Source organism: Acinetobacter sp. UBA6571 (assembly GCF_002434085.1).
Lineage (GTDB): Bacteria > Pseudomonadota > Gammaproteobacteria > Pseudomonadales > Moraxellaceae > Acinetobacter > Acinetobacter radioresistens.
In genome coordinates this window covers 15,667-38,131 of record NZ_DJJJ01000060.1, presented here as the reverse complement: position 1 = coordinate 38,131, position 22,465 = coordinate 15,667, and the positions used below count along the sequence as shown (strand labels likewise).

Annotated in this window: 17 protein-coding genes and 3 pseudogenes; 13 read left to right on the top strand and 7 right to left on the bottom strand. The window is 39.8% G+C overall.

Going from position 1 to position 22,465, the window contains the following annotated elements; genetic code table 11:
• Positions 1–95: 95 nt before the first annotated feature.
• The 4 genes and pseudogenes from B3X18_RS12480 to B3X18_RS12465 all read right to left on the bottom strand — a co-directional run bounded on the left by B3X18_RS12480 (position 96) and on the right by B3X18_RS12465 (position 5,824).
• Positions 96–2,762 carry an excinuclease ABC subunit UvrA gene (locus B3X18_RS12480; RefSeq protein ID WP_005015443.1) on the bottom strand — a complete coding sequence of 889 codons (2,667 nt, stop codon included), beginning with the start codon at positions 2,760–2,762 and terminating at the stop codon, positions 96–98.
• 42 nt (positions 2,763–2,804) lie between these two features.
• A pseudogene (locus B3X18_RS12475) lies at positions 2,805–4,027 on the bottom strand (IS256 family transposase).
• Positions 4,028–4,120: 93 nt separating this feature from the next.
• Positions 4,121–5,098, bottom strand: coding sequence for an MDR family oxidoreductase (locus B3X18_RS12470; protein WP_005015450.1), 978 nt, complete (start codon positions 5,096–5,098; stop codon positions 4,121–4,123).
• 81 nt (positions 5,099–5,179) lie between these two features.
• Entirely contained in the window at positions 5,180–5,824 is a 645-nt protein-coding gene (locus B3X18_RS12465; protein WP_005015453.1) for a TetR/AcrR family transcriptional regulator, read from the bottom strand.
• Positions 5,825–6,152: 328 nt separating this feature from the next.
• Between B3X18_RS12465 and B3X18_RS12460 the strand changes: the two genes are divergently transcribed.
• The 5 genes and pseudogenes from B3X18_RS12460 to B3X18_RS12440 all read left to right on the top strand — a co-directional run bounded on the left by B3X18_RS12460 (position 6,153) and on the right by B3X18_RS12440 (position 10,749).
• A complete protein-coding gene (locus B3X18_RS12460) occupies positions 6,153–6,683 on the top strand; it encodes a PadR family transcriptional regulator (RefSeq protein WP_005015457.1) in 531 nt (176 codons plus the stop codon).
• On the top strand, positions 6,680–6,967 hold the full coding sequence (locus tag B3X18_RS12455; RefSeq protein ID WP_005015460.1) for a DUF3861 domain-containing protein: 288 nt from the start codon (positions 6,680–6,682) through the stop codon (positions 6,965–6,967). Before B3X18_RS12460 ends, B3X18_RS12455 begins: the two co-directional genes overlap by 4 nt.
• A 212-nt stretch (positions 6,968–7,179) precedes the next feature.
• Positions 7,180–8,513: pseudogene (locus B3X18_RS12450) on the top strand (ISNCY-like element ISAba32 family transposase).
• Between the two features lie 234 nt (positions 8,514–8,747).
• Positions 8,748–9,743 carry a zinc-dependent alcohol dehydrogenase family protein gene (locus B3X18_RS12445; protein WP_005015467.1) on the top strand — a complete coding sequence of 332 codons (996 nt, stop codon included), beginning with the start codon at positions 8,748–8,750 and terminating at the stop codon, positions 9,741–9,743.
• Positions 9,733–10,749: a zinc-dependent alcohol dehydrogenase family protein gene (locus tag B3X18_RS12440; RefSeq protein WP_005404268.1), complete on the top strand. Its 1,017-nt coding sequence runs from the start codon at positions 9,733–9,735 to the stop codon at positions 10,747–10,749. Before B3X18_RS12445 ends, B3X18_RS12440 begins: the two co-directional genes overlap by 11 nt.
• Before the next feature lie 50 nt (positions 10,750–10,799).
• On the opposite strand, the gene B3X18_RS12435 is transcribed toward B3X18_RS12440, so the two are convergent.
• Positions 10,800–11,699 (bottom strand): LysR family transcriptional regulator, encoded by a 900-nt coding sequence (locus tag B3X18_RS12435; RefSeq protein ID WP_004647738.1) that lies wholly within the window; start codon positions 11,697–11,699, stop codon positions 10,800–10,802.
• 135 nt (positions 11,700–11,834) lie between these two features.
• Here B3X18_RS12435 and B3X18_RS12430 point away from each other — a divergent pair, with 135 nt between their 5' ends.
• From B3X18_RS12430 to B3X18_RS12420, 3 genes are all read left to right on the top strand, one after another.
• Positions 11,835–12,575 (top strand): SDR family oxidoreductase, encoded by a 741-nt coding sequence (locus tag B3X18_RS12430; RefSeq protein WP_005015484.1) that lies wholly within the window; start codon positions 11,835–11,837, stop codon positions 12,573–12,575.
• A gap of 73 nt (positions 12,576–12,648) precedes the next feature.
• On the top strand, positions 12,649–13,647 hold the full coding sequence (locus B3X18_RS12425) for a zinc-binding alcohol dehydrogenase family protein (protein ID WP_005015485.1): 999 nt from the start codon (positions 12,649–12,651) through the stop codon (positions 13,645–13,647).
• A gap of 20 nt (positions 13,648–13,667) precedes the next feature.
• Positions 13,668–13,952 (top strand): putative quinol monooxygenase, encoded by a 285-nt coding sequence (locus B3X18_RS12420; protein WP_005015487.1) that lies wholly within the window; start codon positions 13,668–13,670, stop codon positions 13,950–13,952.
• A gap of 165 nt (positions 13,953–14,117) precedes the next feature.
• On the opposite strand, the pseudogene B3X18_RS12415 reads toward B3X18_RS12420, so the two are convergent.
• Together B3X18_RS12415 and B3X18_RS12410 are read right to left on the bottom strand one after the other, a co-directional pair.
• Positions 14,118–15,076: pseudogene (locus B3X18_RS12415) on the bottom strand (IS5 family transposase).
• A gap of 163 nt (positions 15,077–15,239) precedes the next feature.
• Positions 15,240–16,733: a PLP-dependent aminotransferase family protein gene (locus tag B3X18_RS12410; protein ID WP_005015494.1), complete on the bottom strand. Its 1,494-nt coding sequence runs from the start codon at positions 16,731–16,733 to the stop codon at positions 15,240–15,242.
• A 289-nt stretch (positions 16,734–17,022) separates the two neighbouring features.
• On the opposite strand from B3X18_RS12410, the gene B3X18_RS12405 reads away from it, so the two are divergent.
• The 5 genes from B3X18_RS12405 to B3X18_RS12385 all read left to right on the top strand — a co-directional run bounded on the left by B3X18_RS12405 (position 17,023) and on the right by B3X18_RS12385 (position 22,460).
• Complete coding sequence (locus B3X18_RS12405; protein ID WP_005015496.1) at positions 17,023–17,418, top strand: nuclear transport factor 2 family protein; 396 nt, start codon at positions 17,023–17,025, stop codon at positions 17,416–17,418.
• A gap of 11 nt (positions 17,419–17,429) precedes the next feature.
• Positions 17,430–18,866, top strand: coding sequence for an NAD(P)/FAD-dependent oxidoreductase (locus tag B3X18_RS12400; RefSeq protein WP_005015499.1), 1,437 nt, complete (start codon positions 17,430–17,432; stop codon positions 18,864–18,866).
• 57 nt (positions 18,867–18,923) lie between these two features.
• Positions 18,924–20,363 carry an amino acid permease gene (locus tag B3X18_RS12395; protein WP_005406631.1) on the top strand — a complete coding sequence of 480 codons (1,440 nt, stop codon included), beginning with the start codon at positions 18,924–18,926 and terminating at the stop codon, positions 20,361–20,363.
• Positions 20,364–20,422: 59 nt separating this feature from the next.
• The gene (locus B3X18_RS12390; protein ID WP_005015505.1) at positions 20,423–21,319 is read left to right on the top strand and encodes an EamA family transporter; all 897 of its coding nucleotides are present in this window, start codon (positions 20,423–20,425) and stop codon (positions 21,317–21,319) included.
• A 409-nt stretch (positions 21,320–21,728) separates the two neighbouring features.
• Positions 21,729–22,460, top strand: a complete 732-nt coding sequence (locus tag B3X18_RS12385) for a Fic family protein (RefSeq protein WP_005406674.1) — start codon at positions 21,729–21,731, stop codon at positions 22,458–22,460.
• The last annotated feature ends 5 nt before the right edge of the window (positions 22,461–22,465 follow it).

Here is a 22,465-nt window from a genome sequence, read left to right as displayed (position 1 = left end):
TTAGATTTCATGCTGACACACCACCTAAAACAAAAAAATATCTGATTGATTTTACAGGCTTTTAATTTAAGGTTTTATTCTACCCACTCGCAATATCAACGTTTAGTATCACGACTCACTAACTCATTAACTAAATATGGAGCAGTACGGCTATCTTGATTTTCTGTTATTTGTTTTGGTGTTCCTGCCACAACAATATTCCCACCAGCATTTCCAGCACCTGGTCCCACATCAATCACCCAATCTGCTTGTGCAACGGCACGCATATCATGCTCAATCATAACCACGGTATTACCCGCATCGACTAATCGCTGCAATTGAACTAACAATCGATCTACATCTGATGGATGCAAACCTGTAGTTGGCTCATCAAGTATATACAGTGTATTTCCACGCTGATTGCGTTGCAGCTCGGTCGCCAATTTAATACGTTGCGCTTCTCCACCAGATAATTCAGTCGCTGGTTGCCCTAAACGTAAATAACCAAGGCCAATTTCCTTTAATAATTGTAGTGAACGAGCAATCGAGACCTCTCCATCAAAAAAATCACGTGCTTCATTGACGGTCATTCCTAATACTTCAGCAATATTACGTCCATTCCAGCGAATTTTCAGAGTGTCATCATTATATCGAGCACCATGACATGTCGGACATGGGGCATATACACTTGGCATAAACAATAATTCTACACTGACAAAGCCTTCACCCTCACAAGTTTCACATCGCCCTTTAGCCACATTAAACGAAAAACGTCCAGCATCATAATGAGCTTGGCGAGCTTCAGGAGTCCCAGCAAATAACTTTCTAACATGATCAAATAAACCCGTATAAGTTGCCAGATTAGAACGTGGAGTACGGCCAATTGGTTTTTGATCAACCTGTACCAGACGCTGTATAGCCTCCACATCACCAGCCAGAGAACCCTGTGTAACCTCGGTAACCAACATTCCTTCATTTAAAGGATTATTTTCATTATTGTTTTCAGTTTCAGATTCATTGCCTAAATATGAAAGTACTAACTCGGGTAAAGCTTGAGAAACGAGACTAGATTTACCTGAACCTGAAATACCTGTAACTGCTGTAAGTACACCAAGAGGTATACGAGCATCAATATTATGCAGGTTATGTCGGTAAATATTGTTAAGTTCAAGCCAACCAGAGGGTGTACGTCCATAACTTTGAGTAACTGGGATTTTATTAAATAAATAACTTGCAGTACGTGAAGCTGAAATCTCACTTAAACCCTGAGGTACTCCACTATATAAAATATTACCACCTTGCTCTCCTGCATCTGGTCCAACATCCACTAACCATTGAGCACGACGCATGAGCTCTAAATCATGCTCTACAACAAATACGGAGTTTCCAGCGTCTCTTAATTTATCGAGAGAATCATATAATGACTGACTATCTGAAGGATGTAATCCAGCAGACGGTTCATCCAGTACATAAACTACACCAAATAGCATAGAACTTAATTGTGTTGCTAAACGCAAACGTTGTAACTCTCCCGCCGAAAGAGTCGGTGTGGCTCTATCTAATGTTAGATAACCAAGACCTAACTGGCGTAATTGATTTAAACGCCCCACCACACCATTTGCTAAACGCTGGGCAGCAATTTTCTTTTCATCTGAAAGTGCTGACGTACGTCTTACATCTGGAGATACAGAATGCACTGCTCTACCTGTTGTTGCTCGTTCAGATCTATCAAGTTGGGTTACTTTATTATTAGTCTTTTCTCCAGCATCATGAGCGTCGAAATTGCCAAGAACAATGGGCTCAAGCAGGCAAGTTAACTTATCCAAAGAAAGTTGCATAAACTCACCAATATCTACTCCAGCAAAGGTAATAGATAAGGCTTCTGGTTTAAGGCGTTTACCATGACAGGAAGGGCATATTTTTCCTTCCATAAAACGTGAAACACGTTTTTTCATCAACGTACTTTGGGTATTAGCAAAAGTATGAAGGACATAGCGACGAGCACCAGTGAAAGTGCCCATATAGCTGGGTTCTAGTTTACGTTTAAGTGCAGATTGAGTCTCAGCGGGGCTTAAACCAGCATAGACAGGAACTGTTGGGGTTTCTTCAGTAAATAAAATCCAGTCTCTATCCGATTGCGGTAAATCTTTCCATGGTCGATCAACATCATACCCTAGGGTTACTAGGATATCGCGTAAGTTTTGCCCGTGCCAAGCAGGTGGCCATGATGCGATAGCTCTCTCACGAATACTGAGTGTTGGGTCAGGAACCATTGTCGATTCTGTAACTTCATAAATGTGACCTAAACCATGACAGGTAGGACAAGCACCTTGAGGAGTGTTCGGTGAAAAGTCCTCGGCATATAACATTGGCTGATCGGCAGGATATGCACCAGCACGCGAATAAATCATTCGCACGAGATTTGATAAAGTTGTTACACTTCCAACAGAAGAACGGGTATTACTTGCACCACGTTGTTGTTGCAATGCTACTGCTGGTGGTAGACCATCAATAGCATCAACATCTGGTACTCCGGCCTGATCTATTAAGCGTCTTGCATAAGGTGCAACAGATTCGAAATATCTTCTTTGTGCTTCAGCAAAAATAGTTCCAAAAGCAAGTGATGATTTTCCTGAACCCGATACACCTGAGAAAACAACAAGTGCATTTCTTGGGATAGAAACATCTACATCCTTAAGGTTATGCTCACGTGCACCTCGAACTTCAATACAATTATTAGATAAAGTAATGTTATTGTGTTCACCAAAAGAATGTATTTTCATGTTTCTACGAGCCTGTAAATTATTTTGTGTAAGTCTCATTTTTTATAAATGATCTTTTAATCGATCATCGAACTGAATCGTAAACCAATTCATTGCTAAACGCCAATTTTGAATTGGCATGGTCCATTTTTTAGCAGCATTTGAAGTTGCTAAATAAATGACCTTTTTCACTGAATCATCAGAAGAGAAGATCTTTCTCTTTTTAGTTGAATGGCGGATCACGCTATTCAATGATTCAATTGCATTTGTTGTATAAATCGCATGACGTATTTCAGCAGGATAGCTAAAGATCGTTCGGATATTTTCCCAATTTGCCCGCCAGGATTCTCCAATTTTTGGATACTGGTGATACCATTGATCGCAGAAGATATCTAGGGACTTTAAAGCATTTTCCTTTGTACTTGCCTGATAGATCGCCTTCAATCCTGCTGTTACAGCTTTGTAGTCCTTCCAGCTCAAAAATCTCAGGCTATTGCGTACAACATGTACGATACACAGCTGGATATCAGTATGAGCGTAGACAGAGGCTATCGCATCAGGAAAGCCTTTTAGTCCTGAGAAGCGCTGCTTCGCAAGGCAGGCTACAAGAATATCTTGCACTCCTCGATTTTTAAGCTCTGTCATGACTGACAGCCAGAATTTGGAACCTTCTGTTTGAGCAAGCCACATGCCAAGAAGTTCTTTTTGGCCATCCAGGTTAATGCCTAATGCTAAATAAACTGATTTATTGATTACTGTTGAATGCTGACGAACCTTAACAACAATGCAATCTAAATAGACAACAGGATAAAGACTATCGAGTGTTCTATTTTGCCATTCTGTCACTTGTTCAATGACAGCATCCGTCACCTTACTAATAAGGGAGGCAGATACATCGGCATCGTACATTTCTTTAAAAAAGCAACAATTTCTCTATTTGTCATTCCTTTCGCATATAGCGAAAGAATTTGATCATCCATGCTAGTAATGCGTGTTTGATGCTTCTTAATAATCTGTGGTTTAAAAGAGCCGTCACGATCACGAGGGATATCTAAAGCAAGCTGCCCATCTTGTGTTAGAACTGTTTTGGAGCTAAAACCATTACGTGCATTAGATCCTTTCTTAGGTTGATGCTTTTCATAGCCTAAATGTTCAGAAAGCTCAGTATTCAGAGCGGTTTCGATCATGAACTTTTTAAATATGGCTGTCATTTGGTTTAAATCTTCAGGAGTTTTTAAACCTTTAGCTAATTCAGCTGCCATACTTTTGATTGTAGCTTCATCCATGTGAAGTACCTCTTTTTATTATCCTCAGTAGGATAAATGAAAATTAAGTACTTACACAAAATTTAGAACAGTCCCACAACTCATTTTGTTGAACTATATCTGTACAACAACTCTACCTCGAATTTTTCCATCTAAAATTTCATTTGAAATATTTAAAGCATCTGTTAACTGAATTTCAGTCGTTACTGTTTCTAATTTTGTTTGATCTAATTCTGTAGCCAAACGTTCCCATGCTTCTTTTCTTAATTCGATTGGTGCCATCACGCTATCAATTCCATATAAGGTAATCCCTCTTAGAATAAATGGAGCAACTGTTGCTGGAAAATCCATTCCGCCTGCCAAACCACACGCAGCAACTGCACCACGATATTTTGTACTAGCACATGCATTGGCTAAAGTATGGCTTCCAACAGTATCAATTACGCCAGCCCAAACTTCTTTGTTTAATGGCTTTCCTGGGGAAGATAATTCAATACGATCAATAATTTCACTCGCACCTAGATAGGTTAAATATTCTGACTCTTGAGGTCGACCAGTTGAAGCTGTAATCTCATAACCAAGATGATTCAAAATAATAATGGCAATACTACCTACTCCACCATTTGCACCTGTCACTAAAATTTTTCCATCACTTGGTTTAATACCATGTTTTTGTAAAGCCATGACACACAACATTGCGGTATAACCTGCTGTACCAATAACCATCGTATCTTTAAAAGAAAAAGCAGAAGGTTTTTGTATGAGCCAATCACCAGAAACAGTGACTTGCTCGGCTAGCCCTCCAAAATACTTTTCACCCACTCCCCAACCATTCAGTAGAACTTCATCTCTTTCTTTCCATGCTGGATGTTTTGATTCAATCACAACACCCGAAAAATCGATGCCTGGGGTCAAAGGAAAACTACGCACCACTGGTGAACGCCCAGTAATGGCTAAAGCATCTTTATAATTGAGTGTTGAATATTTGACTTCGACTCTAACCTCTCCTTCTTGTAAAGGCTTTGATGCAATCTCAGTAATTCGTGATGTGTAACCTGCTTCATCTTTAGTAATTACAATACCTTTGTACATAGAACTTCCTCTCCATTTAATTAGACTGCTTGTCTAGAATTAATTAAAAAATAAATACAGACGTCTGCATTTATTTTTTAATTAACTTTTTACGTGATTTTGTTGTTTTACAGCTAAAGTAAACAAGCGATAAAATGCATCTAAGGGACTTGTTGATTTGACCAAACGTGCTCTTAGAACTGCACCTTCCCACCCAATCCAAAACTGATAAGCAGCTTCATCGCAATCAGCTAGGCTATATTGTGAATTTGACTGATGTAGGCAATCAGAAACTAATTTCTCCCATACCTTAAAGATACTTTCGATTCGGGCAATGATTTCTTGTGGCAAATACGACACTTCTTGTCCTAAGTTACCTAAAATACAACCTCGTTTAAAATCATATTTTTGCATTTTTTCACCCGCATCTTTTACAAAATTTTGCAGCTTTTCTAGTGGGGAAAGATCAGTTTGACTTAAAAACTTATTCAATCGCTTCACAAAATAAAGTTCATAAGCATCTAAGACTTCTAAAATAAAAGCCTCTTTATTTACAAAATAATGGTAGAAAGACCCTTTAGGAACTTGGATTGATTTCATGAGATCGTGCAAGCTCATAGCATTCATTCCACGTTCGGTCAGTAACTCGATACCTCGGTGGATTAAAACTTCTTTAGTGTCTGCATAGTTACAACCGTGTTTGGTTGGTCGACCACGTGGTCTTTTGGGTGAGGAAGAATAATTCATATAATAAAAATAGACTATGTGACTAGAAATAACAACAATAAGATTATTTGATTGAAAATTTTATCTAAACGTCATCTAGTTCTCTTTTTTCACAGTACTTAGTCATTCATATAAATGCTCTTAAAAATCCTATAAGTTCATGTACTAATTTTTTATAAATTTCTATTATTTTTCTTCAAAATATTGAAATTAATAAATATATTGTAAAAATAATTTATAAACTAGATTTTAGGTAAACATAAGTTAAATGCGGGGATAAATAAAAGAATTGAAAATATATCTAAGATTTACTAAGATATATCTTAGTAAATCTTAGATATACCAACTTATGAATGAAACAACTGACTCTTTGCTGATAAATTCAGATAAGCCATCACGTAAAAGCCGTTTATTTGAATCTGGCCATATGAAATTGCTAGTGCTTTCTTTAATTGAACAAGCGCCTAGATACGGTTACGAAATTATTAAAAGCATTGGTGAGTTGGTAGGTGGTGGATATAGCCCAAGTACAGGCACAATTTACCCAACCTTATCTTATCTTGAAGACATGCAATTTGTTTCTATTGAAAAACCTGATGGTGACCGTAAGCAGTACAAGATTACAGTGACTGGTATTAACCATTTAAATGGTCAAAGAGAGCATTTAGAACATATCCTTGGCCGCTTAGAGACGCGACGTGAAATTCAAAATAATGATCAATATCTAGATATCTATCGTGCAATGGCAAACTTAAAAACATCATTGCGACTTAAATTAAAAAATAATGCACTGACTGAAGAAACAATTCATCAAATTGCTAAGAGCATTGATCAAGCTGCTGTTGATATTAGCTGTCTTAAAAATGAGGTAGTCCGATGAAACAACATAAATATCAAATTAGTGTAAAGCATCTTGTAGATCCAAAAGGACAGCCTTCAACTTACACTGAAGATCTTGTTTTTACTGCTTATAATCACGATGATATTTTCAAAGTTTTAGAAAAATTGCAGCAGAAAAAAATTATAGATGAAGAATCAATGAAATCTTTTGCCGTAGGATTAAAGCTTATGGGAGAAGTGTTATTAGAAAATAAAGATATTCCTTTATTTAAAGATTTTTCGCCGCAATTTATTGAATTTATTAAATCAATCAAAAAACTTTAACTTACGGAGTTAGTCCATTTAAATCTATTCCTTTGAGTTAATCCGATATGAAAAATATTTAAGGTTAAATTATTTAATTTTCTTAAAATTAACATAATACACCTTATACGAAATCAACATGTTAGAACCCATTTAAAGTGTCTATATTCTCACCAATAAAAATGTCTGGTTTATGATGGTTTTTATCACCATGGACTGGATATAAAATATAGATGCTGATCACTATGTCTGATAAAGAAATTCAACGTCTTGCAGTTCTGCAAGACGTTAGAGATCATCGTATTACCCAGGTCCGTGCTGCTGAAATCCTGAATCTTTCCACCCGTCAAATTACCCGGTTATTGCAGAAGCTCAATCAAGATGGTGTCTCAGGTATGGCACATGCCAGTCGTGGTCAACCGGGTCATCGTCGCCATGACGTCCTGTTAAAATCAGAATGTCTTTCCATTATTTCTGAACATTTACTTGGCTTTGGTCCTACATTGGCTCATGAGAAGCTCAGCAGCATGTTTGGCCTGCATATCCCGGTAGAAACGGTTCGTCGCTGGATGACTGCAAATGACCTCTGGATTCCTCGATCCAAGCGCCTGAAACGTCCATATCAGCCTCGATACAACCGTGATTGCTTCGGTGAGCTGATCCAGATCGATGGCTCATATCATGACTGGTTTGAAGGTCGAGCTTCCAAATGCTGCTTGCTGGTTTATATCGATGACGCCACTGGAAAGCTGTTGCATCTGCGCTTTTGTGAGGCTGAAACGACCTTTGATTATATGCTTTCAACCCGAGCCTACATTGAGCAATACGGCAAGCCTTTAGCGTTTTATAGCGATAAACACTCGGTATTCCGAGTGAATCAGAAATCGAGCCAAGATAGCCAGATCACGCAATTTGGGCGGATTCTGAATGAGTTAAATATTGATATTATTTCGCCAACTCACCCCAGGCCAAAGGCCGTGTGGAACGTGCCAATAGAACACTCCAGGATCGCCTGATCAAGGAAATGCGCCTAGAAGGTATCTGTTCAATTGCCGAGGCAAATGCCTGGCTGCCCTGCTTTATTGAGCATTTCAATCAGAAGTTTGCCAAGTGTGCGCGAAACTCAAAGAATTTACATCGGCCATTAACCGAATCTCATCTTGAACTGGATGATATTTTTACCTGGCAGGAACCGCGTAAGGTCACCAAGAATCTGACCCTGACCTATGACAAATGTATTTATCTGCTTGAACCGACAGAGCTGAATCATAAGCTTGTTGGGCAATATATTTCATTTCTGGAGTACCCGGATGGGACTGTGGCCCTCATGCACGAGGGACGAAAGCTCAACTACAGCATTTTCAATAAATTAGCTGGGCTACAGCAGAATGAGATCGTTGAGAATAAACGGTTAGGTACAGTTCTGGCACATATTCAGCAACAGCATGAAGAGTTGGAAAAACAGAATAAACGTTCCCGTCTCAAGAAAAGTATGCCGAGTCGTAAAGCTCAGAAAGCTGTTATTGAACAAAGAAAGTTAAATCCTGTGCTTGACTCTTGTGGTTAAAAACAGGACATTTTAAATGGTTTATCGCATAGACATTTTAATTGGTGAATAACACAACATGTAAGCCCGAAATAGAAATGTCCGGTTTAGGTACTGTACTAGCAAATCTTTAGTGAGCGGATGATATTTATTATTCATTATTTAGGAATTATTAAATCCTATAAATATCATTTATTGGATTAATTTACTTTGGTACTGTGCACATCATCCCCCAGTTAAAAATAAGGAACAATTATGAATAAGATGATGAATGCTCTTATCCTAGAAAATTTTGGTGATCATGAATTTACACGTGTAGAACTCCCTATACCTCAACCAGAGGCTGGGCAAGTTCTAGTACGTATTCATGCTAGTGGTGTAAACCCTATTGATTATAAAATTCGTCTTGGTGAAGCACCATATGCTATGCCAGAGCTTCCTGCCGTGTTGGGAACAGATATGGCTGGGGTTGTAACTGCTATTGGTGAAGGTGTCACTCACTTCAACGTCGGAGATGAAGTTTACGGTCTGATTGGTGGCGTTCGTGGTCTTCAAGGATCTTTAGCAGAATATGTTGTAGCAGATGCTGATCTGATCGCATTAAAGCCACGGAATATCTCTATGCGCGAGGCAGCAGTACTACCATTGACGTTCCTCACCGCTTGGGAAGGTTTAGTGGATAATGCTAAGGTCCAACCAGGGCAAACTGTACTGGTTCAGGGTGGTGCTGGTGGCGTTGGTTATATGGTTGTTCAGCTTGCAAAAGCACTTGATGCAAATGTTTGGGCGACTGGTCGTACAGCTGATCAATCACTGATTTCAGAACTCGGTGCAACACCTCTCGATTACACAACAGCATCTTCCGATGACATTATTGCTGCAAGCCCTGAGGGTCAAGGTTTTAACATTGTTTACGACACTGTGGGTGGTCCAGTACTCGAAGCTTCACTTTCCATGACAACTCACTATGGCCACATTACCAGCTGTGCTGCATTTGGTAATCATAATTTAGCGATTTCATCTCTACGGTGTGCCACACTGTCTGGCGTATTCGTCCTATTGCCGATGTTAACAGGCAATCGCCGTTCTCATCATGGTGATGTCCTTAAGATCGCCACTCGTCTCGTTGAGGAAGGTAAACTGCGTCCTATTGTTGATCCTCGTCATTTTACACTAGACCAAGCGATTGAGGCTCATGATGCTGTTCAAGATCGCTCTGCCAATATTAAGGTCGTTATTGATGTCATTTAACGCACTTCAGGCCAAGACTTGGCGCTTCAATTGTATTGGAGATACAGATGTTCTGACATTAGAAACACTTCCTGTGGCTTTACCAGCCGCAGGAGAAGTTCTAATACAGATGAAAACGATCGGACTCAACCGGGCTGATGTAATGTTTCGGCGTGGTACTTATATTCAAAAAGCAGTATTCCCCTCTCGTCTGGGATATGAGGGAGCAGGCGTAGTTCTTGCGATAGGTGAAGCTGTACGTCAATTTTCTCCAGGAGATGCAGTATCGATTCTTCCGACTGACAATCTAGCTAAATATGGGACATATACGGACAAGCTTCTGATTCCAGAAACTTTTTTAGTTCACAAACCCGACAGTTTAAGCTGGGAAGAAGCTTCTTCAATCTGGATGCAGTATTTGACGGCTTGGGGTGGTGTAATCCATGCTGGTGGAGTTTCGAAAGGAAAAACGATCTTGATCACAGCAGCTTCAAGTAGCGTAGGACTAGCTGCGATACAGATCGCTGAAGCAGCGGGTGCTAAGGTAATTGCAAGTACACAGACGATAGAGAAAAAGCAACGTTTACTAGATCTCGGTGTTAAAAATGTTATAGCCAGTGAAGATGAACCAGATTTGTATGAGGCGCTTGTTTTACGTTTGGGTGGAGAACATCTTGATGTCGCCTTCGATGCTGTAGGAGGGCCACATATTGAACAGATTGCAAAAGCGATGTCTGTGGGAGGAACTATGGTCATGCATGGTGCACTTAGCCCGGAGATCACACCATTTCCCCTTAAAGTTGCATTACGCAAGAGCTTAACCATGCGAGGTTTTTTGTTCCTTGAGGTTCTCCATGACCCTGTTCTAAGGGAGCAAGCCAGACGATTTATTCTTAGCAGTATAGGTGCAGGATATCTTCGTCCAGTGATCGACTGTTGCTTTAACTTTGAGGACATGCATGACGCTCAGCGCTATCTTGAATCAAATCAGAAAATAGGAAAAATTGTAGTTACTCTAAATACATGATGGTCTTATCTGATTTCTACTTTCTAGAAAAAAGGTTAGTTCCATCTGATTCAGGTTTCTATATGGCCCAACACTTCCGCTAAGTAATCAAACAATGCTCGGATTCGCAAAGGTGTCGGGCCCCGCTGTGGACGATATAAATACAGGCGCCAAACTGGAGAGGTTTCCTCATGAAGTATCTGAATGAGCTTACCACTCCTAAGCCACGGCAAAACTAGAAATCCAGGCATGTGTCCGAATCCAACTCCAGCGAGAATAGCTTGAAATTCAGCTTCTAGATCATCTGTAATAAAACGAGGCTTTGATGGCGTGAAGCTTCGACTTTCGGTGAATGTCCATGGCCAGTAACGCCCTGTTTTATGATCGAATAGTGCTGTTAGAGGGTATTTATCAAGGTCAATAATTTTTTTGGGCATTCCAACCTTATCAATTAACTCTGGCGTACCCACAGAATAAAAGTTCACTTTCGCCAATTCCCTTGCCACATATCGATTGTCCGGCAAAAATCCAAATCTGATCCCGATATCTATTCGCTCATCGATCACATCCGAGTGTGAATCTGTTAGCACACAATCCACGACAATATCTGGATAACGTGTGGCAAATTCTGCTAGTGCAGGTACTACCAATTTACGCCCTAACACTGACGACACAGTAAGACGGACGGTCCCACGCATTTCATCTCGTTTTTCCTTGGTGTCTTTTACAAGCAGAGCATCAATCGATCCCACCGCAAAACGTGCTTGCTTTGCCAAACGCTCACCATCAGCAGTAATTTTAATTTGTCGAGTACTCCTGTAAAACAGAATCTCTCCGCGCTGCTCTTCTAGCTCTTTTATTGCCCGTGTCACTAGCTGCGGAGAAATCCCCAGCTGAGTTGCTGCCTCTTTAAAATTGCGAGACTCTGCTGCGACACAAAAGATACGCATCATTTCCAATTTGTTCTGCATGTCCAATCCTGTGTTCTGGTAATTATTCCGTAAATAGGAATTCTGAAAGATAATATTATTCATTTATTATACCTAACAAGGCTGTAATACTTAATCGATCAAATATGATTGCCAGATAGGTTGAAGGTTACTTGTATGAATAATATAGAAAATAAAGTTATTGTTATCACTGGTGCAAGTAGCGGTTTAGGTGAAGCTACTGCTCGTTTACTTGCTAAAAAAGGTGCAAAGGTTGTACTTGGTGCTAGACGTACTGAAAAATTAGAGGCTATTGTTCACGACATTCGTGCTGAAGGTGGTCAAGCTGAATTTATTGGTATGGATATAACCAAACCACAGGAAGTACAAGCACTTATTGAAAAGGCATTAAGCGCATTTGGTCAAATCGATGTATTGGTAAACAATGCTGGATTAATGTCTATTGCACCATTAAGTGAGCTAAAAGTTGATGAATGGGATCGTATGATCGACATTAATATTAAAGGTGTTCTTTATGGTATAGCAGCTACCCTACCTGTTTTCCAAAAACAAAACTTTGGACACTTTATTAATCTCGCATCTGTTGCAGGGATAAAAGTATTTAGTCCAGGAGGTACTGTTTATAGCGGTACTAAGTTTGCTGTAAGAGCCATCTCAGAAGGACTTCGTCATGAAGTTGGGGGAACAATTAGAACGACTACTATTGAGCCTGGTGCAATTGAGTCAGAACTAAAATTCGGTTCTTCTCATAAAGAAAGTTCAGAGTTTGTTACTGATTTCTACAAGCAAGCCATACCAGCTGACTCAGTCGCTCGAGCAATTGCTTATGCAATTGAACAGCCTGCGGATGTAGATATTAATGAAATTGTTTTGCGCCCAACGAGCCAAGAGTTCTAATTATTGAATAACATAAAATGGGAGCACTTCGCTCCTATTTTTACTATATTTTTTTAAAGTTAAGGACAAATCTATGAAAGCCGTATCGTATGTTATCAATAACCATGATGATTTTAAAAATTCATTGGTAGATATTGAAAAAGCGAAGCCTACGCTTAAGGAGCGTGATGTACTGGTAAAAGTTCAGGCAATCTCTGTGAATCCAGTTGATACCAAAGTGAGAAAAAATTCGTCTGAAGCAAATAATCGTATTTTAGGTTGGGATGCCGTTGGGGAAATTATCGAAGTTGGCTCAAAAGTTACCTCGTTTAAAGTAGGAGATTCTGTTTGGTATGCTGGCGATTTAACCCGAGATGGTAGTAATGCTGAGTTTCAAGCAGTCGATGAACGAATTATCAGTCTTAAACCAATTACAGTATCTAATGCAGAAGCAGCAGCATTGCCATTAACTGCAATAACGGCATGGGAAATGCTGTTTGATCGGTTTCAAATTTCAGAAACAGAAGTTGGCAGTATTTTAATTATTGGTGGTGCAGGTGGTGTAGGATCAATCGCTATCCAACTCCTAAAAGCAAAAACAAATCTGACCGTTATAGCAACAGCTTCACGTGAAGAAACAAAATCTTGGGTGGAATCACTGGGTGCCGACCATGTCATTGATCATAGCAAAGATTTAAATGCACAAATCGAGACACTAGGCATTGAAAAACCAAAATACGTATTCTCTACCAATCATACAGAAACCTATATCAAGCAAATAGTTTCTCTGATTGCACCACAAGGCAAGCTTGGATTGATCGATGATCCACAAACATTTGATATTATGCCGTTTAAGACTAAATCTATTTCTATCCATTGGGAGTTGATGTTCACCCGTTCAATGTATGAAACCGATGATATTGAAAAGCAGGGTGATCTGTTGCAACAGGTTGCCCAATTAGTTGACCAGCAAAAAATTAGAAGTACCCTCAACCAAAATCTAGGCAAAATTAACGCTGCACACTTGGAGAAGGCGCATAAGTTGCTTGAATCAGGCAAGTCAAAAGGCAAAATTGTACTAGAAAACTTCTAAAACAAATTCAAGGTGAAATAATGACTATTTCAATAATTGCGAACTTTAAGGCAAAATCAGATAAAAAAGAAATGTTAGAAGCGATTTTAAAAAGTGTAATAGAGCCTACGCTTCAAGAAGAAGGATGCTTGAAATATGAGCTTTATATTAGCGAAAATGACTCGAGTAGATATTTCTTCTTAGAAGAATGGCGTAGCAGGGAGGATTTAGATATCCATATAGCCTCTGATTATATTCAAAGTTTATTTGGTAATATCCAATCGCTAATTGAATCAAGTGATATTATAGAAATCAAAAAAATATAGCTGTATTCGGACATTATGATGAAGTATTCTTCAAATTAACATAGAGACTTAGAAAGCTAACATAAAAATGAGAGCTCTAAGCTCCTATTTTTTCTGGTTTTTTTCATTTTTAGGGCTTTGTTGCACAAAGATTTGAAAGGCAAAGCGCCCCTAATTGAGCCAAATTTAAGGCGTAACTTGGGTAAGTGGTCGACCTAATTCAGTAAATCTGTTGAGGACAGTTACACGTGCATGAATCTCATTGACTTGGCTATCAAAGCTCCTTGCACTGAGTTTATCTCCTAATAATTTAATGCAGTGCATCTTAGTTTCAACCAAACTTCGCCGATGATAGCCTGACCATTTTTCCATAGTGCCCTGCCTGAGAAGCACTGCTTCGCAAGATTAACTGTTCGAAGTAATTCATTTCGCTCTAGCGAGCTGCTTGTTCTTTGTATCTTTCTATGGTTTCGCATTTTTTCTAGGTGGAATCAGCGCATGCGCTTGCCGATCTGCAATGTCCTGACGGCATCGTTTTGTGTCATAAGCACCATCTGTATAGACAGAATCGATTTGTTCATCTAAAGGGATTTGAGCAAGTAAATCTTCCAGTACCTGTGAATCACAGACATTATTTGCGGTGAGTTGTACAGCACGTATTTGAAGGGTTTTAGCATCGATACCAATATGAAGCTTACGCCATTGGCGGCGATATTCAGGTCCATGTTTCTTACGCTTCCATTCACCTTCACCTAAAAACTTTAGGCCAGTAGAGTCTACGAGTAAACGGAGACCACCACTACTTTTTTTATAGCCAATTGCAATATCGATATGCCTTTGTCTTCTGCACAGTGTGGAGTAGGAATATCACTCATATTCGGGGCTGCTCAGCCACAAAGCTTAATCAGTCTTTGGACAAAGCCTGTGACCAGTCGCAAAGACAATTTAAATAAAGATTTGATCATTAAGCAGCATTGAATAGCCGTATCGGAGTAAGTTTGATTTCGTCCATGTTTTGCTTGCGGATGAGCATACCATTGAGTCAAAGGATCAAACCAAATGGAAATATTGCCTAGATTAATTAAGGCGCGGTTATATGTGGACCAATTGGTTGTACGAAAGATTTTGGATGTAGGTTTATTCATCTAGGAATTATACTGCGGAATAAGACCTTATCGGTAGGTTTGTGCAACAAAGCCTCTTAAAACTGAAAAATGGAAATTTTAACTTGGTAAATTTCAAATAGCTGCCAATTTTAAAGACTAGACTGCCACCACTCTCCCACCATACTAATTAGTACGTATGTATTTAGTTGTATAAATAATACTCTTCAACCGCCCTCGCCAAGTTAAAAACACCTTTATTAATTAGATCAGCACTGATTGACCCAAACCCCAAACGAAGGAAATGTTTCTGTTTGTGATCATCTAAAAAGAAAGACTGCCCCGATTCAATGAATACGCCTAAATTTGCGGCATAATGAGACAAAACCGTAGTATCAATATCTGCTGCGGTATCAATCCAACATGCTGAACCACCATTCAAAGCATAAGGTTTCCATGTTGGAAGATATTGTTTTAATGCCTTATTGAGTATTTCGCCCCGTTGTCGGTGTAACTGGTACTGACGGCGTAGCATGCTATGGTAATAGCCTTGATCGATAAACAAAGCAAAGACACGTTGATTGAATACATTTGGATGTCGCAATATCAGACGGCGTAAATGTCGAAGTTCTTGTATTAATTCGGGTGCAGCAACGATATATCCTAAACGTAACCCCGGTGCCAATGGCTTAGACAGACTTCCAAGATAAATGACGCGACCATGTCGATCTAAACTTTTTAACGCGGGGATCGTCGTATTTTGTACCAGCACCTGAGCATCATATTCATCTTCAATAATTATGCTGTCGTTTTGTTCTGCTAACTGCAATAAATTTTGTCGGCGCTGTGGTGACATGGTTACACCTGTTGGACATTGCCGTCCTGGCGTAACAAATAAATAATCGCACTCGCTTGCTCGAGTTAAAGTTACCCCCTCATGATCTACAGCTAAAGGAACAATATTCTGGGTTTGTAGCATGAATATATTACGTGCATCTGGATAACCAGGTTCCTCAACCCCTATCACATGATTCTGCCGCATTAATAACGTGGCCAACATATATAAGCCATGCTGACTCCCCACGGTTAGCAATATTTCATTCTCTTGAGCCATGATGCCTCTAGTAGGCAAAATATGCTGACGGATTGCATTAATGAGATAGGCGTCGTCCCCCTGTTGAGTAATGTCTTGTGACCATATTGAGGCATCTTTGGCAGATAAGGCACGTAATGCACATTCCCGCCAAGCTGAGGCAGGAAAGCTTTCCTCATCTGGCTGACCATAAATAAAGGGATAGGCATAATTCATCCAATCACTGGGTTTGGTCAAATGCCTTTGTGCTGAAGGTCGTATACAAAAGCGAGCCTCCCAAGTCGTCGCTTTTGACGTGGTCCGAATGGTTTTATTCTCACTACTATCAATCTGGAAATTTAAACAAACAAAATGTCCACTCCGCTGTTTGGATTCCAAAATTCGCTCAGCAACCAATTGTTGATACGCAATGGTAACCGTATTTCTTCCAACACCCAATTGATCAGCTAAATCTCGGCTAGAAGGTACTACCATACCTGGTTTTAAATAACCTTGTACTAAAGCCGAAAACATCATACGGCAGATTCTGCCCTGTAAATTCAAACCGCTCTGTGCCGTATTAGAAAATAATGCTTGCCAAACTGTAGCTGAAATTGCTGAAGTCACTAATTAATCCTTATATCTGTGCATTGCTGCGATCCATTTTGATGCTTGCCTACTCAAACTGGTGCAAAGCTCATGGTTTCAGTCCATCTTTAAGCTAAAACTGGACTTACTTGATATAAAGCAAAAGGCATTCCACTCTTATTAATTTAAGATATCTATTTAAAAACAATAACTTAATAATATTAATTATTGGCTCCATAAAAACTCTAAATCTGGTACTACGCCATATTTCAGTATTTCCGTACATTCATTTCATCAGTTTATAAAACCTAATTTTGGAGCAATACAAATGCAGCAAGCACAATTAATCCAACTTCTTACCGATTTTTCAACAGCTTGGAATCAACATGATGTTGAACAACTCATGGCATGCATGCATCCAGAATGTCGGTTCGAAACTGTGGCTGGAGATGATGTTTTTGGAACCAGAATTGAGGGCTTAGATGCAGTTCGTCAAGCATTTAGCAATACCTTTCAAAGTTTTCCAGATGCTCAGTGGCGTAACGGTAAACACTGGATCAGTGATAACGCGGAGTTCGGTATTTCAGAAACAACTTTTACAGCAACGACTGCTGATGGCGGCTGGATTGAAGCCAATATGGTTGATGTCTTTACATTTAAAGATGGAAAAATTCTCGTCAAAAATGCATTCCGTAAAAATAGACCTGTGCAACCAATCGCATAAGGAGTCATTCAATGAATCAATCTGTCCAACATGCAAGTTCATTTCGCGAACGCCTAGAACCGCATAAATCTATACCGCCACAGAGTTTTAAAAGTTACAACTCACAGTTTGACCCTTTAACCACTCCTGTCCTATCAGGTAATGAAAATTATGCGCCAACTTATTGGGTCGGCACAGCAGGTACGCCACCCGAAGATGATGGGCCATTAATGGGTGACACCGAAGCGGACATTGTCATTATTGGTGGAGGCTTCACTGGGCTATCGACAGCACTAACACTGGCTGAACAATTTGGTGCCGCACCTCTTGTGCTTGAAGCAAACCGTACCGCATGGGGCTGTACCAGCCGTAACGGTGGGCAAGGTCAAAATGCGTCGGGTCGTCTGTATCGCTCCCAATGGATTGAAAAATGGGGATTAGACACCGCCAAACGTCTTGATGCCGAAATTCGGGAGGGCTTTGACTACTTTAAAGACCTCGTGAGCGGTATTGAATGTGATGCACAAGATGGTGGACATCTTTATATCGCCCATCGTGCAAAAAAAATGGCTTTCCTTGAAAATGAAGGTCGCGTCATGAAAGAGGCGTTCGGCTATCAGACTCGTATGTTGAGCCGTGAGCAACTGCATGAAGAGTATGTGGCTGATCAGGAAGCTGCCGGAGCCTTACTGGAACCCGATGGTGTTGGCGTACACCCCCTAAAACTGGCTTTTGGCTATTTAAAACGTGCCCGTGCTGCTGGTGCCAAAGTACATACTTCAAGTCCGGTACTTGGATGGGAAACGCACAATGGCATCCATTATTTACGTACTCCAAATGGTATTGTCAAAGCAAAACGTGTGGCAGTTGCAACAGGTGGCTATACGCCTAATGGCTTACACCCGCATCTTTCTGGAAAAATCATGCCGATTTTATCCAATTCTATTGTGACACGCCCTTTAACAGAAGCGGAACGTGCTGAGGCAGGCTTACACAGCACCACATTTATTACGGATACTCGAACTTTACGTCACTATTATCGCCTACTCCCTGATGGATCCATGCAATGTGGCAGTAGAAGTTCCTTAACCGGTGCAGATGCAGATAATCCAGTCCATCTCGAACGTTTAAAAGAAGGGCTTTATCGCAAATTTCCAAGCTTACGTGGCATACCTATTGCTTATTCTTGGTGGGGTTGGGTCGATGTGAGTCATGACATGATGCCTCGTATCGTACAACCCAACCCTGAGGAAAGCATTTATTATGCTATTGGTTATGGTGGTAATGGTGTGTCTTTCTCCGCGATGGCAGGACTCCGTCTTGCAGAACGAGTGATGGGAATACACCGCCCTCAATTTGAGCTTCCGATTTATAAATCCCCTTTGCCTTCACATCTGTTTCGACCATTCCGTCGACTCGGGCAAGCATTGTTATATCGCTGGTACCACTTAAGAGATGAAGTGCTTTAAGCGCAAATTCAGTCATCTGTAATGATTCGGTTATAAAAATATAAGAGGGAATCCATCATGTATGATTCAGATTCAAATCAAAGTTTAAAAAGTGCTTTAAAACCTCGTCATGTCCAAATGATGGCACTCGGCGGTGTTATTGGAATGGGACTATTTGTAGGTAGTTCTGTAGTGATTCAAGCTGCAGGTCCAGCCGCAATTTTGTCCTTTCTGATTACGGGTGTGTTGATTATTTTAGTGATGCGAATGCTTGGTGAACTTGCAACCGCCTCTCCTGTATCAGGCTCCTTCTATGCATATGCACGCCATGCTTTCCAAGATTCGCCCTATTTATCTCGACTCGCAGGCTTCATGACAGGATGGATGTATTGGTATTTCTGGGTCATCGTGATTGCATTAGAAGCGATTGTCGGTGCAAAACTCTTTGCTTATTGGTTACCTGATACACCACAATGGATCGTCAGTCTGGTTTTACTCGCCCTATTAACAGCAACGAACTTATTCTCAGTCAAATCCTTTGGTGAATTCGAGTTTTGGTTCTCATCTATTAAAGTTGCTGCGATTGGTCTTTTCATTTTCCTTTGTTCTTTATATATGTTCGGTCTTTGGCCAAACCATCAAGCCGCTGGATTTGGTGAATTGTTAAATCATGGTGGTTTTATGCCAAATGGTTGGGGACCAGTCTTATCGGGTGCTGTTGCCGCAACTGGATTTTACTTTGGTGCTGAGATCGTTACGATTGCTGCTGCAGAAACCAAAGACCCCGAAAAATCTGTTGCCAAAGCAACTCAATCTGTAATTTCACGTGTACTTATTTTCTATGTTTGCTCAATTTTATTAGTGGTATGTATCGTCCCTTGGAATAGTCCAGAAATTGCGACGCCTTATGTAAGTGCATTAAAAGTTCTTAATATTCCGTTTGTTGCAGACATTATGAATGTCGTAATTCTCGTAGCGGTGCTTAGTTGTTTAAATTCTGGTGTTTATGCTGCGAGCCGTATGTTGTTTGCGTTAACCCAAAATGGTGATGCACCTCGTAGCTTAACTAAACTTTCAAAAAATGGTGTTCCAATTCGTGCCATCCTATTTAGCACATTGTTTGGTTATCTATCAATTCTAGCTTCATACTTCTCACCAGATGCTGTTTTCCCTTTCTTGGTCGAATCTTATGGAACTGTAGCCTTATTTGTCTATATCGTGATTGCATTCTCGCAAATCCGTTTGCGTCGCCACTTAGAACGTGTAGCACCTGAACGTTTAAAAGTTCGTATGTGGTGTTTCCCATACCTCAGTTATTTTGCAATCATCGGCATGCTTTCCATCTTTGCTGCCATGGCTTTTATTCCTAGTCTTCAAAAAGCGTTCTGGTTCGGTATCGCAAGTGCAGGCATCCTGTTCTGTATCTTCATTATTCGTGATTACATAGAGCTGATTAAATTACGTCATCAAAGTACACAACTGAATACGCTCATCCCTGCCAAACAAACCAAAATTTAATCCTCAAACACAATGACCTGTACCAAGTACAGGTCATCCACGTCTTTAGGAAATTACATATGCTTTTAAAAGATAAACTTGCTGCCTTCGCAGTCGTGTTCATCTGGGGTATTAACTTTTATTTTATGAAAGTTGGCGTCAGTGAGATACACCCTATGCTCCTCGGATGTTTACGCTATCTACTGGTTTTATTGCCTGCCCTCTTTTTCATTCGTATTCCAAGCATCGGGTGGAAATGGTTATTACTTTATGGCTTTATTAGTAACTTTTCTCAATTTGCTTTTATGTTCAGTGCAATTGCGACAGGAATGCCTACAGGTTTAGTCGCTTTAGTTGTGCAATCCCAAGCCTTTTTTACTGTCATGATTGCAGCATTTTTTTTACGCGAACAAGCCTTTTGGAACCAGTGGCTGGCTATCGCGATTGCCTTTATGGGCTTAATGCTGATTGCCTTTGGTCAACAACATAGTCATGTTCCATTAATGGGTTTGGCATTGGTATTATGCTCAGCAATTTCATGGGCCTGCGGTAATATCGTAGTCAAAAAAATGGGGCCTGTTCACCCAATTGGTTTAGTCGTATGGGGCAATATTCTTACCCCTTTATGGTTTTTACTTTTAGCGGTACAGAATATTGGCTGGCAAGGTGTGGTTGCGGATTGGCATGCACTGACTTGGAAAGGATTCGGCGCCGCCGCATTTCTCGCCTATTTCGCCACGATTATCGGATATGGCTTATGGATCTACCTACTGACACGTTATCCTGTTGCTAAAATTAGCCCATTGTCACTTTGGGTACCTGTTATAAGTATGATTTTTGCCTATTTATTTTTAGATGAACAATTAAATACTTTGCAGTGGTTGGGTTCATGTATTGTTATGCTGGGTTTAATGGTGCATTTATTGGGGCAAAAAATTCAAACTCTATTGTTAATGCAAAGAGCATCAAACACTTAAATAATTATAATTTTCCCATATACACTCAAAGGCTTACTCAAAAGAGTAAGCCATATTCTGAACAGCCATTCATTCGAGTTAATCCTGTCCTTTTGAGAATCATCTTAGTATAACAATAAGTAAAATTTCAGAACTTACAGAGATGGCGTCAATTGAACTCAGATCCTAACCAACTAATTCTAAAGATCTTTTATTGAATAAAAAAATTCATTGACCCAATTTTGACCCAAATCAGATTTATTGTATTGAATCACGAAGTAGTTTTGTTCAAATCCCAATTCAGGATTTGAAATAGTGTACCGATTGTAGCATCGTTACAATCTAGTAAAAATATTATATTATAACATATCGTTTATTTGATATTCTTTTTTGATGTATTATTCTTTTAAACACATTTAGGGACAAAGTAATGTTTGAAATTATTGATGATTTAAAAAATAAATTAGATCAGCATCGCCCCCTATCCCCAGCAATAGTAAAAAATTTACAAGAAGATCTTATTTTACGATGGACTTACCACTCGAATGCTATTGAAGGAAATACCCTTACTCTTTTAGAAACGAAAGTCGTGTTAGAAGGCATAACTGTCGGTGGGAAAGCATTAAGAGAACACTTCGAGGCAATTAACCATAGAAATGCTATTTATTACGTTGAAGATATTATTAGAAAAGAAGAACTATTTTCGGAATGGCAAATTCGCAATATCCATCAACTCATTTTAAAAAACATTGATGATGATAATGCTGGCCGTTATCGCCAACAAAATGTTCTAATCTCTGGTGCCACGTCTACCCCACCTGATTACACATTATTAAATGACAAGATGGCTCAGCTAGTTGATTGGTACAATTCAGAGGCACATAAGCTTCACCCCATTGAACGTGCAGCTAAAGTACATGCTGATTTTGTAGGTATCCATCCATTCATTGATGGCAATGGCCGTACATCACGCCTATTGATGAACCTCGAATTGCTTAAAGCTGGTTATCCACCTTGTGTGATTACTGTAGAGAATCGTTTAGCTTACTATGAAGCATTGGATCAATGGATGGCTTATGGAAAAACTGAAGCTTTTATTCAGTTGATTTCCAAAGCAGTGGTCGAAGGATTTAAACCGTATCAGGTGGTTTTAGGTCTTTAACTTAC

What these genes read in the sequence shown, in the direction of transcription:
- B3X18_RS12445 (WP_005015467.1), top strand. Translation starts at nt 8,748, where the DNA reads ATGAATAAGATGATGAATGCTCTTATCCTAGAAAATTTTGGTGATCAT.
- B3X18_RS12460 (WP_005015457.1), top strand. Translation starts at nt 6,153, where the DNA reads ATGAATGAAACAACTGACTCTTTGCTGATAAATTCAGATAAGCCATCA.
- B3X18_RS12465 (WP_005015453.1), bottom strand. Translation starts at nt 5,824, where the DNA reads ATGAATTATTCTTCCTCACCCAAAAGACCACGTGGTCGACCAACCAAA.
- B3X18_RS12425 (WP_005015485.1), top strand. Translation starts at nt 12,649, where the DNA reads ATGAAAGCCGTATCGTATGTTATCAATAACCATGATGATTTTAAAAAT.
- B3X18_RS12390 (WP_005015505.1), top strand. Translation starts at nt 20,423, where the DNA reads ATGCTTTTAAAAGATAAACTTGCTGCCTTCGCAGTCGTGTTCATCTGG.
- B3X18_RS12480 (WP_005015443.1), bottom strand. Translation starts at nt 2,762, where the DNA reads ATGAAAATACATTCTTTTGGTGAACACAATAACATTACTTTATCTAAT.
- B3X18_RS12420 (WP_005015487.1), top strand. Translation starts at nt 13,668, where the DNA reads ATGACTATTTCAATAATTGCGAACTTTAAGGCAAAATCAGATAAAAAA.
- B3X18_RS12395 (WP_005406631.1), top strand. Translation starts at nt 18,924, where the DNA reads ATGTATGATTCAGATTCAAATCAAAGTTTAAAAAGTGCTTTAAAACCT.
- B3X18_RS12385 (WP_005406674.1), top strand. Translation starts at nt 21,729, where the DNA reads ATGTTTGAAATTATTGATGATTTAAAAAATAAATTAGATCAGCATCGC.
- B3X18_RS12405 (WP_005015496.1), top strand. Translation starts at nt 17,023, where the DNA reads ATGCAGCAAGCACAATTAATCCAACTTCTTACCGATTTTTCAACAGCT.
- B3X18_RS12430 (WP_005015484.1), top strand. Translation starts at nt 11,835, where the DNA reads ATGAATAATATAGAAAATAAAGTTATTGTTATCACTGGTGCAAGTAGC.
- B3X18_RS12435 (WP_004647738.1), bottom strand. Translation starts at nt 11,699, where the DNA reads ATGCAGAACAAATTGGAAATGATGCGTATCTTTTGTGTCGCAGCAGAG.
- B3X18_RS12470 (WP_005015450.1), bottom strand. Translation starts at nt 5,098, where the DNA reads ATGTACAAAGGTATTGTAATTACTAAAGATGAAGCAGGTTACACATCA.
- B3X18_RS12400 (WP_005015499.1), top strand. Translation starts at nt 17,430, where the DNA reads ATGAATCAATCTGTCCAACATGCAAGTTCATTTCGCGAACGCCTAGAA.
- B3X18_RS12455 (WP_005015460.1), top strand. Translation starts at nt 6,680, where the DNA reads ATGAAACAACATAAATATCAAATTAGTGTAAAGCATCTTGTAGATCCA.
- B3X18_RS12440 (WP_005404268.1), top strand. Translation starts at nt 9,733, where the DNA reads ATGTCATTTAACGCACTTCAGGCCAAGACTTGGCGCTTCAATTGTATT.